This window comes from Arthrobacter sp. NtRootA1, from assembly GCF_019976975.1.
GTDB classification, from domain to species: domain Bacteria; phylum Actinomycetota; class Actinomycetes; order Actinomycetales; family Micrococcaceae; genus Arthrobacter; species Arthrobacter aromaticivorans.
In genome coordinates this window covers 3,096,147-3,110,728 of record NZ_AP024630.1, presented here as the reverse complement: position 1 = coordinate 3,110,728, position 14,582 = coordinate 3,096,147, and the positions used below count along the sequence as shown (strand labels likewise).

15 protein-coding genes are annotated in these 14,582 nt (G+C 61.2%); 11 read left to right on the top strand and 4 right to left on the bottom strand.

What is annotated here, in order from left to right; genetic code table 11:
• Nucleotides 1-29: 29 nt before the first annotated feature.
• From thrS to pdxS, 4 genes are all read left to right on the top strand, one after another.
• A complete protein-coding gene (thrS, locus tag LDN90_RS13960; protein ID WP_223946216.1) occupies nt 30-2,039 on the top strand; it encodes a threonine--tRNA ligase in 2,010 nt (669 codons plus the stop codon).
• 18 nt (nt 2,040-2,057) lie between these two features.
• Complete coding sequence (locus LDN90_RS13955) at nt 2,058-2,651, top strand: HIT domain-containing protein (protein ID WP_216925531.1); 594 nt, start codon at nt 2,058-2,060, stop codon at nt 2,649-2,651.
• Complete coding sequence (gene pgsA, locus LDN90_RS13950) at nt 2,641-3,252, top strand: phosphatidylinositol phosphate synthase (protein ID WP_223946215.1); 612 nt, start codon at nt 2,641-2,643, stop codon at nt 3,250-3,252. Before LDN90_RS13955 ends, pgsA begins: the two co-directional genes overlap by 11 nt.
• Before the next feature lie 230 nt (nt 3,253-3,482).
• Nucleotides 3,483-4,409 carry a pyridoxal 5'-phosphate synthase lyase subunit PdxS gene (gene pdxS, locus LDN90_RS13945; RefSeq protein WP_211712266.1) on the top strand — a complete coding sequence of 309 codons (927 nt, stop codon included), beginning with the start codon at nt 3,483-3,485 and terminating at the stop codon, nt 4,407-4,409.
• 64 nt (nt 4,410-4,473) lie between these two features.
• On the opposite strand, the gene LDN90_RS13940 is transcribed toward pdxS, so the two are convergent.
• Both LDN90_RS13940 and LDN90_RS13935 read right to left on the bottom strand, forming a co-directional pair.
• Nucleotides 4,474-6,501, bottom strand: a complete 2,028-nt coding sequence (locus LDN90_RS13940) for a M3 family metallopeptidase (protein ID WP_223946214.1) — start codon at nt 6,499-6,501, stop codon at nt 4,474-4,476.
• 127 nt (nt 6,502-6,628) lie between these two features.
• Nucleotides 6,629-6,766 carry a hypothetical protein gene (locus tag LDN90_RS13935; protein WP_223949380.1) on the bottom strand — a complete coding sequence of 46 codons (138 nt, stop codon included), beginning with the start codon at nt 6,764-6,766 and terminating at the stop codon, nt 6,629-6,631.
• Nucleotides 6,767-6,851: 85 nt separating this feature from the next.
• Here LDN90_RS13935 and LDN90_RS13930 point away from each other — a divergent pair, with 85 nt between their 5' ends.
• Complete coding sequence (locus LDN90_RS13930; protein ID WP_263426264.1) at nt 6,852-7,850, top strand: CapA family protein; 999 nt, start codon at nt 6,852-6,854, stop codon at nt 7,848-7,850.
• Nucleotides 7,851-7,862: 12 nt separating this feature from the next.
• Here the strand turns inward: LDN90_RS13930 and LDN90_RS13925 are convergent, their stop codons facing one another.
• On the bottom strand, nt 7,863-8,603 hold the full coding sequence (locus tag LDN90_RS13925) for a glutamine amidotransferase (protein ID WP_223946213.1): 741 nt from the start codon (nt 8,601-8,603) through the stop codon (nt 7,863-7,865).
• On the bottom strand, nt 8,600-9,931 hold the full coding sequence (locus LDN90_RS13920) for a Mur ligase family protein (RefSeq protein ID WP_216925536.1): 1,332 nt from the start codon (nt 9,929-9,931) through the stop codon (nt 8,600-8,602). The genes LDN90_RS13925 and LDN90_RS13920 overlap by 4 nt, the downstream gene beginning before the upstream one ends.
• A gap of 114 nt (nt 9,932-10,045) precedes the next feature.
• Between LDN90_RS13920 and pdxT the strand changes: the two genes are divergently transcribed.
• The 6 genes from pdxT to yajC all read left to right on the top strand — a co-directional run bounded on the left by pdxT (nt 10,046) and on the right by yajC (nt 14,491).
• On the top strand, nt 10,046-10,747 hold the full coding sequence (gene pdxT, locus LDN90_RS13915; RefSeq protein ID WP_216925537.1) for a pyridoxal 5'-phosphate synthase glutaminase subunit PdxT: 702 nt from the start codon (nt 10,046-10,048) through the stop codon (nt 10,745-10,747).
• 4 nt (nt 10,748-10,751) lie between these two features.
• The gene (locus LDN90_RS13910; RefSeq protein WP_216925538.1) at nt 10,752-11,507 is read left to right on the top strand and encodes a YebC/PmpR family DNA-binding transcriptional regulator; all 756 of its coding nucleotides are present in this window, start codon (nt 10,752-10,754) and stop codon (nt 11,505-11,507) included.
• 44 nt (nt 11,508-11,551) lie between these two features.
• Entirely contained in the window at nt 11,552-12,130 is a 579-nt protein-coding gene (ruvC, locus tag LDN90_RS13905) for a crossover junction endodeoxyribonuclease RuvC (protein ID WP_216925539.1), read from the top strand.
• A 79-nt stretch (nt 12,131-12,209) separates the two neighbouring features.
• On the top strand, nt 12,210-12,854 hold the full coding sequence (gene ruvA / locus LDN90_RS13900; RefSeq protein ID WP_223946211.1) for a Holliday junction branch migration protein RuvA: 645 nt from the start codon (nt 12,210-12,212) through the stop codon (nt 12,852-12,854).
• Nucleotides 12,847-13,923: a Holliday junction branch migration DNA helicase RuvB gene (ruvB, locus tag LDN90_RS13895; protein ID WP_223946210.1), complete on the top strand. Its 1,077-nt coding sequence runs from the start codon at nt 12,847-12,849 to the stop codon at nt 13,921-13,923. The genes ruvA and ruvB overlap by 8 nt, the downstream gene beginning before the upstream one ends.
• Before the next feature lie 187 nt (nt 13,924-14,110).
• A complete protein-coding gene (gene yajC / locus LDN90_RS13890; protein WP_216925542.1) occupies nt 14,111-14,491 on the top strand; it encodes a preprotein translocase subunit YajC in 381 nt (126 codons plus the stop codon).
• The last annotated feature ends 91 nt before the right edge of the window (nt 14,492-14,582 follow it).

Sequence of the window (14,582 nt, the reverse complement as noted above, 5' to 3'; positions counted from 1 at the left end):
GAAGCCTTCACTATGAATAGGAGACACCCGTGTCAGATGCCCAACAGATCACCCTCATCGTCGATGGCGAAGAGACCAAGGTGACGGAAGGGACTACCGGCGCGGAACTCTTCTTCGAGCGCCGCGACGTCGTTGTTGCCCGTGTCAATGGAGTGCTCAAGGACCTTGACCAGGTCCTTACCGAGGGTGCCGACGTCGAAGGTGTCACCATTGAATCTCCTGACGGACTCAACGTTCTCCGTCACTCCACCGCGCACGTTATGGCCCAGGCCGTCCAGCAGCTGCGGCCTGACGCCAAGCTTGGCATCGGTCCTTACATTACTGACGGCTTCTACTTCGACTTCGACGTCGCCGAGCCGTTCACCCCGGAAGACCTGCGCCAGCTGGAAAAGATGATGCAGAAGATCATCAACCAGAACCAGAAGTTCGTTCGCCGCGTGGTCACCGAAGAAGAAGCCCGCGAAGCCATGGCTGGCGAACCCTACAAGCTGGAGCTGTTGGGCAAGAAGAACGACGCCGCCGACGCCGGCGAAGGCGTCAACGTTGAAGTCGGCGCTGGCGACATCACTATTTACGACAATGTGGACCGCAAGAGTGGCGACAGCGTCTGGTGCGATCTCTGCCGCGGACCGCACCTGCCCAACACCAGGATCATCTCCAATGCCTTCGCGCTGACACGTTCGTCCTCCGCATACTGGCTGGGAAACCAGAACAACCAGCAACTGCAGCGAATCTACGGCACCGCATGGCCCACCAAGGAAGCACTCAAGGCCTACCAGGAACGCCTTGCCGAGGCAGAGCGCCGCGACCACCGCAAGCTGGGTGTGGAGTTGGACCTGTTCTCGTTCCCCGACGAACTCGGCTCGGGCCTCCCTGTGTTCCACCCCAAAGGTGGCATCATCCGCAAGGAAATGGAGGACTACTCCCGCCAGCGCCACGTGGATGCCGGCTACGAATTCGTCTACACCCCGCACATCACCAAGGGACACCTTTACGAAGTCTCCGGGCACCTTGACTGGTACAAGGACGGCATGTTCCCCCCGATGCAGGTGGATGCCGAACTCAACGAAGACGGCACCGTGCGCAAGCCCGCCCAGGATTACTACCTGAAGCCGATGAACTGCCCCATGCACAACCTGATCTTCCGTTCACGCGGCAGGTCCTACCGCGAACTGCCGTTGCGCCTGTTCGAATTCGGCTCGGTGTACCGGTACGAGAAATCCGGTGTTGTGCACGGCCTGACCCGCGTCCGTGGCATGACACAGGACGATGCCCACATCTACTGCACCCGCGAGCAGATGAAGGACGAACTCACCACCACGCTTAACTTCGTCCTTGGCCTGCTCAAGGACTACGGCCTGGACGATTTCTACCTTGAGCTCTCCACCAAGAACGAGGAAAAGTTCGTGGGTGACGACTCCGCCTGGGAGGAAGCAACCCGCACACTCGCCGAGGTTGCGGAGGCGTCAGGGCTGGACCTGGTACCGGACCCGGGTGGAGCAGCATTCTATGGGCCGAAGATTTCCGTCCAGGCAAAGGACGCCCTCGGCAGGACCTGGCAGATGTCCACAATCCAGTTGGACTTCAACCTGCCTGAACGCTTCGAATTGGAGTACCAGGCAGCAGATGGAACGCGTCAGCGTCCCGTCATGATTCACCGTGCCCTCTTCGGTTCGGTGGAGCGCTTCATGGGTGTTCTCACGGAGCACTACGCAGGCGCCTTCCCGGCCTGGCTTTCTCCCGTCCAGGTGGTGGGCATCCCTGTTGCCGAGGCGTTCAACGACTACATGTTCGACGTCGTGGACCAGTTGAAGGCAGTGGGAATCCGGGCGGAAGTGGACATCTCCTCGGACCGCTTCCCGAAGAAGATCCGTACGGCCAGCAAGGACAAGGTCCCGTTCGTCCTCATCGCGGGCGGGGAGGACGCCGAGGCAGGTGCTGTCTCGTTCCGCTTCCGTGATGGCAGCCAGGACAACGGCGTGCCCGTGGCAGAGGCTGTCCGCAGAATCGTGGATGCCGTCAAGAACCGCGACAGCTGACGGAACGGACAATAGACGGTGCAGGAGAACACAGGCGCGGCAGCTGACCTTCCGGGCGACGCCGAAGTAACCGATGACTTCGGCCTTGCAGGCGTACCGGACGCTTTTCAGCGCCTGTGGACTCCCCACCGCATGGCTTATATCAAAGGCGGACAGGACCAATTCAAGGACAAGGACGACTGCCCGTTCTGTGTGGGACCCACCCGTAGCGACGAAGAGTCCCTCATCGTCTATCGTGGCAGGACCTGCTACGTCGTACTCAACCTTTTCCCTTACAACCCGGGCCACTTGCTGATTTGCCCCTACCGCCACGTTCCGGACTACACGGACATCACAGTGGAGGAAACGGCGGAATTCTCCGAGCTAACGCAGACGGCCATGCGCGTACTGCGGAAGGTTTCCAATCCGAGCGGCTTCAACCTGGGCATGAACCAGGGTGTCACCGGTGGAGCAGGAATTGCGGCGCACCTCCACCAGCACGTCGTACCGCGCTGGGGTGGGGACGGAAACTTCTTCCCCATCATCGCCCAGACCAAGGCCATCACGCAGACTCTCGACGAGGTCCGCAAACTGGTGGCTGAAGCCTGGCCGGGGGAGTCGAATGCTCAATAGGCATGCGCGTGGTTTCTTCACTTCAATTTTCACACCCTTGGCGCGTTGGCTCCTCAAGATTGGCGTGTCTCCAGACGCAGTGACCGTGGCCGGTACGGCCGGGGTCATACTGGGCGGATTGGTCCTCTATCCGCTGGGATACCTCTGGTGGGGCTCTATTGTGGTGGCATTCTTCGCGTTCTCGGACGTCGTGGATGGCATAATGGCCCGTTTGCAAGGCCGGAGCGGCGGCTGGGGAAACTTTCTGGATTCCACCTTGGACCGGTTGGCGGACGGTGCCATCTTTGCAGGGCTGACCATCTGGTTCTTCACCAAAGGTGGGGACCCAGCTATTGGAACTGCCGCCGTCGTTTGCCTGGTACTGGGCATGGTGGTTTCCTATGCACGGGCAAAGGCCGAATCACTGGGCTATCAAGCCAGCGTTGGCATAGCCGAGCGTGCCGAGCGTTTAGCTTCGGTGCTTCTCATCACCGGGCTCACTGGGCTGGGGCTTCCAGCAGTGGTGCTCTTCGCGACCCTGATCCTTCTTGCCCTTGCCAGTGTGGTCACTATCGTGCAAAGAATGGCGACTGTCCGCAAGCAAGCGATGGCGGAAGCCTAGGAAACTGGCATCTGACCAGAGTCCGTCTGGGGCAGTTGTGCAGGTGTCCTATAGTTGCCCTCTTCTTGGCCCCCTTATGCGGTAACGAATGTACAGCCACCCGGCAACGTGCGACTAGTATTACTAGTACTTGGTCACCTTGACCTGAATATCCGGTGTGCGCTGATTGCGGTCGTGTGGCTGCGCGAGCCACCGGCGAAAAGGTCGTTTATCTACCCATAGGGGTTTTTGTGTCTACACCAGATGTAAGCAACGAAGCCGGTTCGTCCGCGAACAGCGTCACGGGCAGCAGCCGCGTTAAGCGGGGCATGGCGGAGATGCTCAAGGGCGGCGTCATCATGGACGTCGTTAACGTCGAGCAGGCCCGCATCGCCGAGGACGCCGGTGCCGTAGCCGTCATGGCGCTCGAGCGCGTACCCGCCGATATCCGCGCCCAGGGCGGCGTGTCCCGCATGTCCGATCCGGACATGATCGATCAGATCATTGCCGCCGTGTCCATCCCGGTGATGGCAAAGGCCCGCATCGGTCACTTCGTCGAAGCGCAGGTCCTGCAGTCCTTGGGTGTGGACTACATCGACGAGTCCGAGGTCCTGACCCCGGCCGACTACGTGAACCACATCGACAAGTGGAACTTCACCGTCCCGTTCGTCTGTGGCGCCACGAACCTTGGTGAGGCGCTGCGCCGCATCAACGAAGGCGCGGCGATGATCCGTTCCAAGGGCGAGGCCGGCACCGGTGATGTTTCCAACGCCACCGGGCACATGCGCAAGATCCGCGCGGAGATCGCCAAGCTCGCAGCCCTTCCCGAGGACGAGCTGTATGTTGCGGCCAAGGAACTGCAGGCCCCGTACGAGCTCGTCAAGGAAATTGCCGCCACGGGCAAGCTCCCCGTCGTCTTGTTCACCGCTGGTGGCATCGCGACACCCGCTGACGCTGCGATGATGATGCAGCTCGGCGCTGATGGCGTGTTCGTTGGTTCGGGTATCTTCAAGTCCGGCAACCCTGCAGAGCGCGCTGCCGCCGTCGTGAAGGCAACCACGTTCTATGACGACCCCGATGTGATCGCCAAGGTCTCCCGCGGCCTGGGCGAAGCCATGGTCGGCATCAACGTCGACGAAATCCCGCAGCCCCACCGCCTCGCAGAGCGCGGCTGGTAAGCGTTACCAAACATACGACGGCGGGCGCTGATCCACTTCCGGATCGGCGCCCGTCGTTCCGTTTTTAAGGCTGGGTGGGTTGGTTCAGTCCCCGGCGCTTCAGGAGGGGTTCCAGCTCGGCATCACGCCCACGGAACGTACGGAACGATTCCAACGGATCGCGGCTGTTACCCCTCGATAGCAGCTCGGATCGGAATCGGTCCCCGTTTGACCGCGTAAGGCCTCCGTTTTCCTTGAACCACTCAACGGTGTCCGCGTCCAGGACTTCGCTCCAAATGTAGGAGTAATAGCCGGCAGCGTACCCGGCGCCAGCAAAGATGTGCTGGAAGTAGCCGGTACGGTAGCGCGGCGGAATCAGCGGGTGGGCGATGCCGGCGTCGGCGAGGGCCTTGGCCTCAAACGCAAGGACGTCAGCCGGAACGTCATCCGTGGACAGCACGTGCCACGCCACGTCCAACAACGCTGCTCCCAGGTATTCGGTGGTGGCGAATCCTTCACCCCACAGCAGGGATTCATTGATTCTCTCCACGATGTCCTGCGGGAGCACTTCTCCCGTGGCATGGTGGCGCGCGTAATTAGTCAACACCTCCGGCCACATGATCCACATTTCGTTGACCTGGGATGGGTACTCCACGAAGTCCCGGGGCACGGACGTTCCGGAGAACCGGGGATAGTCCACATCGGAGAACAGTCCGTGGAGCGCGTGCCCGAATTCGTGGAAGACGGTCCGGACCTCGTCCAGGGACAGGAGAGCAGGTTCGCCTGGCGCCGGCTTGGTGATGTTCAGGTTGTTGATCACTACGGCTTGCGTGCCAAGGAGACGGGACTGTTCCACAAGTGAGTTCATCCAGGCTCCTCCGCGCTTGGATTCCCGGGTGTAGTAGTCGCCAAGAAAAAGACCCAGACTGCTGCCGTCCTCGTTTTTCACCTCCCATACCCGGACGTCCCCGTGGTACCCGGCGAGATCCGGCCTCTCATGGAACGTGATGCCATAGAGTTGGGTCGCTGCGAAGAAGACGCCGTCAGCCAAGACCATTTCGAGGCTGAAGTAAGGCCTGATGGCCTGTTCATCCACTTGGTACTTTTCCCGCCGGACCTGCGCCGAATAGTATGCCCAGTCCCAAGGCTCCAGTGGGTGGCCGGCGGACTCCGCCAATGCTAGGGCTTCGGCTTGGGCGTTTCGGATCGCTGGAGGTGCCAACCGGCCCAACATTGCCTGCACGGCTTTGAAGTCGGGTGCCGTTTGCTGGTCCACCATGAGTTCCGCGAAGTTTTGAAAGCCCAGCAGGCTCGCCTTTTCCGCACGGAAGCGAACGGTTGCCCTCACCAGATCACGGACATCCAGGCTTCCGCCGTCAGTGCCCCGAGCCAGGGACGCTTCAAACAGGCGCCGCCGAACGGTCCGGTTTTCGAGCGAGGCGAGGGCGGGTTGGTTGCTTGGCTGGATGAGCGTCAGGAGGAACCGGCCATCGTGCCCGGCCGCCTTGGCGGCCTCGGCAGCGCCCGCGACATCTTCGGTGGACATGCCGGCCAGGTCCGCTTCGTCGTCGAGGAGAATAGCGGCAGACTTCATCGTCTCCTTGACCCGCTGGCCGAATTCGGTGCCTATACGTGAGAGTTCGGCGTTGATTTCCCGAAGGCGCGCCTGGCCGTCGTCGTCAAGTTGAATGCCGGACTGCCGAAACTCCTTGAGGTATTCCTGGACCAATCGAGCAGACTCATCATCAAGCCTCGCGGTATCAATGGCGTTGAAGCGTTCATACAAGCCCCGGTTCATGTAGACGGCGTCCTGATGCGCGGCAAACCGGGGCGCGAAGGCCGTCTCCAGCTCCCTGATCGCGTCCGAGGCATCGGCCGATACAAGCGTAAAGAACGCCGCCGCGGCCCGGTCCAGCAACCGCCCGGACCTTTCCATGGCCACAGCCGTGTTCTCAAAAGTCGCCGGTAGTGGGTTCGCCGCAATTTGCTGGATCTCGTGGAGGTGTTCCTTCAGTCCCGCGTCCACGGCTTCGGCATAGTCCTCTGTGGTGATTGCTGCAAAAGGTGGCAGGCCGAACGGCAGGGGACTGGGACTCAAAAGCGGATTGGTCATGAAGGGACTCTTTCACTTAAGAATCGTGTCCTCAAGGGCGGCTCGCCGGAATCCCGCGAGTCTTGCGCCGTAGGATTGCTGTTATGGGGAACATCACATCTTGCGGGAGTCGGGGGGATCGCCGACGTCACAGGCCATGGCGAACGGGCGCCTTGCTGGCAGCATCAGTACTTGCGTTGTGCTTGAGCGCCTGCGGCGTAATTGCGGAGAACGATTCCCGGGAGCACAGCAGCGCCGCTACTGCCCCCGCGTCTCCTGTGTCCACCCCAACGCCGACTCCTACGCCGACCCCGGGCAAGGGCCCTTCTTGTCCCGAACTGCGTTGTACTTCGATTACGGTCACCGGCGACATGCTGATCCATACACAGCTGTGGCAGCAGGCCCGGGCGGACGCCGTCGCCGCAGGGCAGCCCGGTTACACCTTCATACCGCTCCTTGAAGGCCAGCGGCGCTATATCCGGAACAGCGATCTCGCAATTTGCCATCAGGAAACCCCAGTTGGCACGCCGGATGGTCCGTTCTCCGCGTACCCATCCTTCAATGTCCCGCCGCAGATCGTTACAGCATCCAAGGATGTGGGGTACCATGCCTGCACTACAGCCAGCAACCACACCATAGACCGGGGGACTGAAGGGTTGCTCCGAACGTTGGACGCACTGGATGCTGCCGGGCTCAAGCACACTGGTTCCTACCGGACCGAAGCTGCATCACAGGAAATCCTGATGCTTAAGACGGACGCAGCGACCGTTGCAGTCATTGCCGGCACCTACGGACACAACGGTCAGATTCCGGAGTACCCGTGGCTTGTGGACGAACTTGATCCCACGGTCATGATTGCGAAGGCGACCAAGGCCCGTACACTCGGAGCCGACATCGTGCTCGGAGTCATGCACGCCGGTGATGAGTACGCCAGCGAGGCCAACGCCCAGCAACAGGAGGTCGCCCACGCATTGGTGAACAGCGGCCAATTCACCATGGTTTATGGACACCACACGCACTCGGTGCTGCCGATTGAAAACTACAAGGGCACGTGGATTGTCTACGGACTGGGTAATGGCGTGACGGAACTGTCGCCCTGGTATGTGGTCAACAACGAAGGTCTGCTGGTCCGTGCGCAGTTCAGCCAGAACGCGGCTGGTGTTTGGACTGCCTCGGATCTCGCCTGGGCGCCGTCGGTGATTGTCCGGGATCCCTACCGCTGGTGCTCAGTGGCCAGCGACGCACCCCAGGGAGTCTGCGCTTCCCCGGCTGCCGACGCAGAGACGCACGAACGCACCAAGGCCGTGGTCGAGTCCATGGGCGCGGCGGCGGCAGGAGCCCACGAGCTGCTGATTACCAAGGAGAAGTAAGGCGGCAAGTAGCTAGCGTGGCCGGCGGGCAGCGTGCTCCCGCGCGAGGCGGGCGTAGTCGTCGTCGGGCGTTCCCGGCACGAAGGTGCCATATTTCCGCTCCGCGGCCGTCCGTATCAGGAAGTCGGCGATCGCCGGGTTCTTGGGCAGCAGCGAACCGTGCAGGTAGCTGGCCACCACGTTGCGGTAGCGGGCGCCCTCGTGACCGTCCTTGCTGTTGTTTCCCGCACCTTTGGTGACAGTTCCCAACGGTTGGACGCCGGGGCCCAGGGTGGTTTGTCCACTGTGGTTCTCGTAGCCCAGGACGTCCCCGAATTCGGAGGATTTGAGCGTTACATTGCCGATCAGGCGTTCATCCGTGCCGTGTGTCTCGACATCGAGGATACCGACACCGGGAATGACAGGGCCCGCGCTGGTCTTGAAGAACTTTCCGAAAAGCTGGTAGAGGCCGCAAATTACGAGCATGGGTGCGCCGTCGTCCGCGAGCTTCCGCAGTTGATCGGCGCGTGCCTGAAGATCGTCTTGAATGACGAGCTGGCCGCTGTCCTGCCCGCCCCCGCCCACGATGATGTCGATGTCGTCAGGAAAGTCATCGTCTACGTTGTATTCAAGGAGCTCCGGCGTGTACCCATGCCACTTTATTCGTTGCTGGAGAACCAGGGCGTTGCCCCAGTCACCGTAAATGTTCATGTCCCGCGGGTAGAGCTGGAGGACGCGGATAGTTCCCTTGGTGGGCTGTGCTTCCGGGGTCATGAGACCACCTCAACTATGGTGATTTTGGCCAGTTCGCGACGGATCGCGAGCATGGCGGTGTACGTGCAGAAAATTCGCTTGGGCTTGCCGCGCGAGCCGTCAATGAATGCATGGAGCGCCGAGGTTATGTCGGTCTCGACTGTACCGAAGCGGACCTCGTCGTACTGCAGTCGCAGGGCCATGTCGTACGCTCGAACGCCGGTGAGGACCTCAACTCCGTCTTCCCGCAGCGACTCGAATTCGACGTCCCAGAGCCAGGACATGTCCCTGCCATCTGCATAGTTGTCGTTGATGGCGATCATGGTGGCGTAGCCGCCGGCCGGGAAGGACTTCAGGCCGAGCCGGAAGCCGCTGGGATTCTTAACAAGCACGAGTTCCAACGGCTGGCCATCGACAGTGAGGCTTTCGCCGCGCCCGAAAGCAGGAGCCACATCACCGAGTGCCTTGACCAGTTTGGGAGTGTCGACGGCTCCCGTACCCAGGATCGCCCTGGCCAGGGAAAGTGCGGCCGCCGCGTTGAAGATGTTGTAGACACCACGCAGCTTCATGCTGGTGGTGACCGTTTCGCCGTCGAACTCAAAGTCGGCGTCCTGGGCACCCACGCGGCGGAGTACGACGTCGGCAGCGGGGGCGGCAGGTACATCACCTGCGGTGCCGGGTGCCGGCGTGTTCGGTGACGAGGGTCCGGTGGTAGCCGTCCGCATATCGTCGTCGTTGGGGAACGTGCTGCGCAGCGATTCATCCAGGCCGAAGTATCGGACGCTGGGATTGTGGAGTGCCCCGGGAACATTCAGGGTGTTGGCGATTCGCGCTACCCGCGGGTCTTCACGGTTCAGCACCACGGTGTCCGTGGTTTTCTGCGCGATGTGTTCGAGCAAGCGGGCGGTCTTGTCGATCTCGCCGAATCGGTCAAGCTGGTCTCGTAGGACGTTCAGCAAGAGGCTAAAACGCGGCGGCACCTTGTTCACGAAGTGCACAGCATGTGCTTCGTCGAGTTCAAGGATCGCGACGTCGGCGTCGAGGCGACCACGCCAGTCAACATCGCCGAGGAGGGAAGCGGCCACGCCCCGGGTGAAGTTGCTGCCCGTGCGGTTGGTGAAGACCTTCAAGCCCTGGCTTTCCAACAGCTCGACCACCATTTTGGTGGTGGTCGTCTTTCCGTTCGTCCCGCTGACAACTGCCACGCCATGGGGAAGGCTGGACAGCGTTCTCTGCATGAAACCGGGATCGATTTTTTCGACCACCAGGCCGGGGAAAGCAGAGCCCCCACCCCGGAGCCGGGACAGTGTGCGGACCAGCTTGCCGAGGGGAACGCTGAAGGAAAACATGCTCTGTAATATATCCCAGTTAAGGCATGGAACTGGGCGTGGAGGCGACTCCTGCTGGCATTGCCGCTTGTCCTCCGGGAGGAGATTGCCGGGCCGGACCACTATGATGGTCTAATGACCAACCCCCTTTCCGACGCTTCATCACGCGTGGGTGCAGGACTCCGGATCGGCGTACTGGCCCTCCAAGGCGACTTCCGTGAGCACATCCACGCAGTGGAAGCCGCAGGCGCCACGGGTGTGGGCATCCGTCGGCCCGCAGAACTGGATGACGTTGACGGCCTGATCATCCCTGGTGGGGAATCCACCACGATCGACAAACTCTCTAGAATCTTTGAACTCGCGGACCCGCTTCGGAAGCGCATCGCCGAAGGCCTTCCGGTCTACGGCTCTTGTGCCGGCATGATTCTCCTTGCCGATGAGATTGCCGATCCCGCTACTGATCTGGACGGAAACCCCCAGCAGACCTTTGGCGGATTGGACATCACGGTGCGCCGCAATGCCTTCGGGCGGCAGCGCGAGTCCTTTGAAACCGACCTCGATTTCAAAGGACTCGAGTTCAGCGCAGGGGAGTCCGGCGTGGATCCGGTGCACGCGGTCTTCATCCGTGGACCTTGGGTGGAACGGGTTGGCCCGGGAGTCGAAGTCCTGGCACAGGTTGACCCGGAGCACGCCAGCCACACCGCCACTTTGCACGGATTGGCTAGAATTGTTGCAGTGCGCTCCGGCCAGCTGTTGGCCACCTCTTTCCACCCGGAAGTCACAGGTGAGAAGCGCGTGCATGAACTCTTTATTCGAATGATCAGAGGAGAAGCGTAAAAGCATGTCAGGCCACTCCAAATGGGCGACTACCAAGCACAAGAAAGCCATCATTGATAGCAGGCGTGCAAAGTCGTTCGCAAAGCTGATCAAGAACATCGAAGTTGCTGCGCGCATGGGCGGCCCGGACCTCGCCGGCAACCCGGGCCTGGAACTCGCGGTTACCAAGGCGAAGAAGACCTCGGTTCCCAACGACAACATTGACCGCGCCATCAAGCGCGGTGCCGGCCTCACGGGCGAAGTGGTCGATTACACGGAAATCATGTACGAAGCCCGTGGCCCCCAGGGCTCGGCGTTGTTGATCGAGTGTCTTACGGACAACAAGAACCGTGCGGCTTCCGAGGTTCGACTCGCGATTTCCCGCAACGGTGGCACCATTGCAGATCCCGGCTCGGTCAGCTACTTGTTCACCCGCAAGGGCGTCGTCGTGCTGCCAAAGAATGGGCTGAGCGAGGACGACATCCTGATGGCCGTCCTGGACGCCGGCGCAGAGGAAGTCAAGGACAGCGGCGAGAACTGGGAAGTGCATTCCGAGCCCTCTGACCTGCAGGCCATCCGTGACGCATTGAAGGATGCCGGCATCGAGTACGAATCCGATGAAGCTGAATTCGTGCCCTCCATGCAGGTGGACCTCGATATTGATGGCGCCCGGAAATTCATGAAACTCGTGGATGCCCTCGAAGACCTGGATGACGTCCAGAACGTCTACAGCAACGCAGACTTCAGCGAGGAAGTGCAGGCTGCCCTCGACGCCGACTAGGCGGGCAGCCCTTCTATTTTGACAACAAACAGGAAGGCCCGGACTTGACTCTTCGCGTATTGGGAGTCGATCCGGGCCTTACCCGTTGCGGCATCGGTGTAGTGGATATCGAGCGGAACCGCCGGGCCACCATGGTGGCTGTTGGTGTGGTCGGGACTTCGGCTGAGTTGACACTGGACAAGAGGCTTTTGGTCATCGCCACGGCCATCGACGAGTGGCTGGACCTGCACGAGCCGGACGTCGTCGCCGTCGAGCGCGTTTTTTCGCAGATGAACGTCAGCACGGTGATGGGCGTGGCCCAAGCCTCGGGCGTTGTCATCGCGGCTGCCGCGCGTCGCGGCATTCCCGTAGCTTTACACACGCCCTCCGAAGTCAAAGCGGCCGTGACCGGAAGTGGCACTGCGAACAAGGACGCGGTCACTAAATTGGTCACCAAAATCCTCCGGCTCGACGCCCCGCCCAAACCCGCCGACGCCGCGGACGCACTTGCCCTGGCGCTGACGCACGCTTGGCGGGCAGGCAGCGGCATGGGTGGAATCGGTGGGAACACCGGCACGGACTCCCTCACCCCGGCCCAGCGGGCCTGGGCGGAAGCGGAAGCGAAAGCGCGCCGCGCACGGTGATTCGGAGAACCCCTTGCTAGGGTATTCGTAGATATGTTCGGATAGTCTGCTTTGCAGGCCGTACCTCAGGAGCAGGGTCTTGATCAGTTTTCTCCGTGGAACAGTTGCCCACGTTGGCTTGTCGACCGCCGTGATCGACCTCAACGGCGCGGGAATGAGCGTTTTCGCTACGCCCCAGACCTTGAGCCACCTAAAAGTAGGCGCCGAAGCGAAGCTCTTCACCTCCATGATCGTCCGTGAGGATTCCCTCACGTTGTTCGGCTTCGCCGATGATGATGAACGCGAGGTTTTCGATGTCCTGCTGAGCGTGAGCGGCGTCGGGCCACGGCTGGCTCTGGCCGTACTTGCGGTGCACGAGCCCGAAGCGATCCGTGTAGCTGCGCACACCGGCGATGGCAAGGCGTTCACTAAAGTGCCAGGCATCGGACCGAAGGTCGCGGGCCGGATTGTCCTTGAACTGGCCGGAAAGCTGGTCCCGCACGGCACTGGCACAGGAACAGCAGCTCCAGTGATCACTACCGTGGAATGGAAGCCCCAGGTAGTGGCTGCCATGACCAGTCTGGGATGGTCTGAGAAGGACGCCGCGGGCAGCATCGACAAAGCAATGGCCGATTCCCCCGAGCTTGTTGATGACGGTAACGTGGCGCAAATCCTCCGTGCCACTTTGCGCTGGTTGGGGCAGGACGGCGCGCGCGCTGGAAACCGCGTAGGCACCCGTGGCTGAGCAATCGCTCGTTGCCGGGGGAGAGGAGCCGGAGGAGCGCGTTATCGAAGCCGCGCTCCGGCCCAAAAACCTGCATGATTTTGTTGGCCAGCACCGTGTTCGGAAGCAGCTTTCGCTGGTGCTTGAAGCTTCGCGTATGCGCGGCCGGAGCGCTGACCACGTACTGCTTTCCGGTCCCCCAGGCCTGGGCAAGACCACTCTGGCCATGATCATCGCCGCCGAGATGAACGCCCCACTGCGTATCAGCAGCGGACCAGCCATCCAGCATGCCGGAGATCTTGCAGCAATTCTTTCCTCGCTGTCCGAGGGGGAGGTGTTGTTCCTCGACGAGATCCACCGCATGTCCCGCCCGGCTGAAGAGATGCTCTACATGGCCATGGAAGACTTCCGTGTGGACATCGTGGTCGGCAAGGGCGCTGGCGCAACCGCCATTCCCCTTGAACTTCCACCCTTCACGCTCGTTGGTGCAACCACCCGCGCAGGGCTTCTGCCGGGCCCCTTGCGGGACCGCTTCGGATTTACGGGCCACCTCGAGTTCTACTCTGTAGCAGAACTCGAACTCGTACTGCGCCGCTCAGCCGGATTGCTTGACCTGAAGGTCAACTCCGCCGGATTCACAGAGATTGCCGGACGATCCCGCGGCACGCCACGAATTGCAAACCGCTTGCTTCGCCGTGTTCGCGACTGGGCACTTGTCCACGGAATCGAACAGATCGACGCGCGATCGGCGTCGGCGGCCCTGGACATGTACGAGGTAGATGAACGGGGATTGGACCGCCTTGACCGCGCCGTCCTTGAAGCGTTGATTACCAAATTCAACGGTGGACCGGTGGGTCTTTCAACGCTGGCGATCGCCGTTGGCGAGGAGCCGGAGACTGTCGAAACTGTTGCCGAGCCATACTTGGTGCGCGAAGGGCTGCTCGGGCGGACACCTCGTGGCCGCATCGCCATGGCATCAGCGTGGACACACCTCGGTTATGCCGTACCGGCGGGCGTATTCGGCCAGGAGACCCTTGCGTTGTTTGACGAGGATGAAAACCACGCCGAAAGCGTAGATACCATCGGTTAACACGCTGTATTCAGCTTTTCCCACTAGACTGGTATGACGCTCGGCACGTTCGAGTCCTTGATCCATGCGCCCGCTTCGCGGTGAAGCGCGTTGCTGTGCGGGATTTACTCCCGTGTCCGCAGGATCTGCCGGGGACGTTGCCGTGAACCAAAACGTAAGTAAAGAACGGAACTTCCCTGTGGATCCAATGACCATATTGCTGTTCGTCATGCTTGGACTCTTTGTCTTCATGATGTTCCGCCGCAACAAGAAGACCCAGCAGCAGCAGGCTGCGATGCAGTCCAAGTTCGCTCCGGGCGTCGATGTCATGACCAGCTTCGGTCTCTTCGGACGCATCGTGTCCATCGACGAAGCTGAGAACAAGGTTGTTATCGAGCTGTCTCCCGGAAACGAAGCTACGGTTCACCGCCAGGCCGTCACCAAGGTGATCGAAAAGGCTGAAGAGGAAGCCCCCGTTGTTCCGGACGACGCTTCGTCGCTCACCGTTGCCGATGAGACCCCGGCTGCGACTGAGACGCCGGACGAAACCATCGCGCGCCTCAACAAAGAGGACAAGAAGGACAACTAGCACCGTCAGTCGCGGCAACACCGCGCAAGGACACTTCTACGGCAGCGGAAAGCCGCCGGCAGACGCTTACCAGCGTCCGCCGGCGGCTGTC

Excerpts from the sequence above, each read along its gene's own strand:
- pgsA (WP_223946215.1), top strand. The coding sequence starts at position 2,641 with ATGCTCAATAGGCATGCGCGTGGTTTCTTCACTTCAATTTTCACACCC.
- LDN90_RS13940 (WP_223946214.1), bottom strand. The coding sequence starts at position 6,501 with ATGACCAATCCGCTTTTGAGTCCCAGTCCCCTGCCGTTCGGCCTGCCA.
- LDN90_RS13930 (WP_263426264.1), top strand. The coding sequence starts at position 6,852 with ATGCTGATCCATACACAGCTGTGGCAGCAGGCCCGGGCGGACGCCGTC.
- LDN90_RS13925 (WP_223946213.1), bottom strand. The coding sequence starts at position 8,603 with ATGACCCCGGAAGCACAGCCCACCAAGGGAACTATCCGCGTCCTCCAG.
- LDN90_RS13920 (WP_216925536.1), bottom strand. The coding sequence starts at position 9,931 with ATGTTTTCCTTCAGCGTTCCCCTCGGCAAGCTGGTCCGCACACTGTCC.
- pdxT (WP_216925537.1), top strand. The coding sequence starts at position 10,046 with ATGACCAACCCCCTTTCCGACGCTTCATCACGCGTGGGTGCAGGACTC.
- LDN90_RS13910 (WP_216925538.1), top strand. The coding sequence starts at position 10,752 with ATGTCAGGCCACTCCAAATGGGCGACTACCAAGCACAAGAAAGCCATC.
- yajC (WP_216925542.1), top strand. The coding sequence starts at position 14,111 with ATGACCATATTGCTGTTCGTCATGCTTGGACTCTTTGTCTTCATGATG.